Annotated in this window: 2 protein-coding genes; both read left to right on the plus strand. The window is 65.4% G+C overall.

Going from position 1 to position 2,734, the window contains the following annotated elements; all coding sequences use genetic code 11:
* Window positions 1–146: 146 nt before the first annotated feature.
* Window positions 147–1,235 (plus strand): aromatic ring-hydroxylating oxygenase subunit alpha, encoded by a 1,089-nt coding sequence (locus tag VMA74_RS08030; protein ID WP_325366114.1) that lies wholly within the window; start codon window positions 147–149, stop codon window positions 1,233–1,235.
* A complete protein-coding gene (locus VMA74_RS08035) occupies window positions 1,232–2,545 on the plus strand; it encodes an amino acid permease (protein ID WP_325366115.1) in 1,314 nt (437 codons plus the stop codon). The genes VMA74_RS08030 and VMA74_RS08035 overlap by 4 nt, the downstream gene beginning before the upstream one ends.
* Window positions 2,546–2,734: the final 189 nt, after the last annotated feature.

Consider the following 2,734-nt stretch of genomic DNA (forward strand, 5'->3'; position numbering starts at 1 on the left):
GCTCGCGCCGCCGCCAGCTTGCATTGACGCGGAACGGCGTGGCCTCTGAGCCGCCCGCGTTGCGCATGGACGAAGGCCGTAACGTGCATTGATGCTGCACCGCGGTTCGATAAATACTCGGCCGTCGCCGCCGCCGGGTTCCATTTATGACCGAGTTACTTTCCCCTGACGCGCTCGCGTCGCAGCAGCTCGATCGCGCCGTGACCCTGCCGGCCCGCTTCTATACCGATGCGCGCATGCCGGCCTTGGATGCATCGGTGATTTTTGCGCGCAGCTGGCAGCTGGTTTGCCATCAATCGCAGCTGTCTGGCGTGGGCGACCATGTGGTCGCGGAGATTGCCGGCTTGCCGTTGCTGGTGGTGCGCAGCGACACATCGAGCATTCGCGCCTTCCATAACGTATGCAGGCATCGGGCCGGCCCCATTGCCAGCTGCGACGGACGCGGCGCACAGAGCCTGCGCTGCCGCTACCACGGCTGGACCTACGGGCTGGATGGCGTGCTGCGTGGCGCGCCGGAAATGGGGCGCACGCCGGACTTCAACCCCGCGGACATCCGCCTGCCGGAAGTGCGTGTGCATGTGTGGCAAGGCCTGGTGTTCGTCGCCATTGGCGAAGCGCCGCCGTTTGACGAGTTCGTGGCGGGCATCGATGCGCGGCTGGGTCCGCATCGCGCGTTGCACGGCTACGAGTTTCATCACCGCGTAAGTTACGACGTGGCCTGCAACTGGAAGGTTTACGTCGACAACTATCTGGAAGGCTACCACGTGCCGCATATTCACCCGGGCTTGAACAGCCTGCTCGACTACCGCAGCTACATTACCGAGACGGCCGAGTGGTATTCGTTCCAGTTCAGCCCGCTGGAAAGCGGCGACGATTTGTATGGCAGCGGCGAGGCGCTGTATTACTTCCTGTATCCGAATGCCATGCTGAATATCTTGCCCGGCCGCCTGCAGACCAACCGTGTACTGCCAGCCGGGGTCGATCGTTGCCGGGTGGAGTTCGATTTTTACTACGCCCCGGACAGCAGCGTGGAAGCGCAGGCGCGGCGCGCCAAAGATATTCAGTTCAGCGATGAAGTGCAGGACGAGGACGTCACCATCTGCGAAGACGTGCAGCGCGGATTGGCCTCCGGCTCGTATGAGGCCGGCCGGCTCAATCCACTGCGCGAAAACGCCGTGCACCATTTTCATGAAATGGTGCGACGCGCTTACCGCAGCACGCTTGTCCACGCATGAGTACCGCACCGCGGTCGCTCGGGCTATGGATGCTGATCGCGCTGGTCATCGGCAACATCATCGGATCGGGCGTGTTCGTGTTGCCGGCAGCGTTGGCGCCCTACGGCGCCGCGAGTCTGCTCGGCTGGGGCATCAGCCTGAGCGGCGCGCTGATGCTGGCGCTGGTGTATGCATGGCTGGCGCAAATCGTTCCTGACCATGGCGGCGCCTACGCCTACGCGCGCCGCGCCTTCGGCGATCGTGTCGGCTTCGTCGTAGCCTGGAGTTACTGGGTGTGCGTGTGGTCGGCCAATGCGGCGATCGCCGTTGCGTTCGCCGGCAGCCTCGGCGCGGTGTGGCCCGCCGCCACCGCCACCCCAGCGCGCGGCGCCGTGTGCGCCCTGGGCGCATTGTGGCTGTGCACGTCGATCAGCCTGGCCGGCGTGCGCGAAGCGGGCCGCACGGCCATCGTCACCACCTCGCTCAAGCTGGTGCCGCTGATCGTGTTCGGCCTGCTGGGGTTGGGCTGGGTGCATGCGAGCGCGTTTCATCCTTTCAATGCCAGCGGCCTTCCGCTGGTAAGCGTGGCCTCGTCGGTGGCGGCGCTGACGCTATGGGCCTTCCTCGGCCTGGAAACGGCGACAGTGCCGACCGGCGTGGTGCGCGACCCACAGCGCACCGTTCCGCGCGCCACGGTGATCGGCATGACCATGGCGGGGCTCGCCACCATGCTGACCTGCACGGTGGTCGTGGGCATGCTGCCCGCCGATGTGCTGCATGCGTCGGCGGCGCCGATGGCGGAAGCGGCGCGGCGTGTCTGGGGAAATTCGGCCGGGATCGGCATTGGCGTCATCGCCACCCTCTCATGCTTCGGCGCGCTTAACGGCTGGGTATTACTGCAGGGGCAGGTCACCCTCGCACCGGCACAAGATGGCTTGTTTCCCAGGGCGTTCGCCCGCAGCGACCAGCGCGGCACCCCCTGGTTCGGCCTGCTGATCAGCAGCATGCTTGCCAGCGCACTGATTGTGTCCAACTACAGCCGCACCCTGGTGGCGCTGTTCACCTTCACCATTTTGTTGTCCACCGCCGCGACCTTGCTGCCGTATCTGATCACGGTGCTGGCATGGTGGCGCATCGACCGCGCGGGTCGCGCGTGGCGTCGCTGGGTAGCGCTTGGGGCGCTGGCGTTTTGTGTGTGGGCGTTGATCGGCACCGGCGCCGAAACCCTGCTGTGGGGCGCGCTATTGTTGCTGGCCGGATTGCCGATCTACCTGTGGCAGCGCGTGTCCGTTACGCGCGGCGGCATGAAGGGCAAGCGCGGCACTGTGTAGGCACTCGAAAAAGTTCAAGGGGGTCGTCTGGATTTTTTGAAGACGCCGATGATGCTGGCGGCGGTTTGCGCCTACACCTACTACGTGCTCGGCGCCTACGAAGCCGAGCAGGGCGAGCGCCATAACGGCCTGCTCTGGGCCGCCCTGTCCGCCGTGGTTTCTGCCATCACCGCCTATCTCTTCAAATGG

Origin of the sequence: Dyella sp., assembly GCF_035508675.1 — a bacterium.
Classification (GTDB): domain Bacteria; phylum Pseudomonadota; class Gammaproteobacteria; order Xanthomonadales; family Rhodanobacteraceae; genus Dyella_B.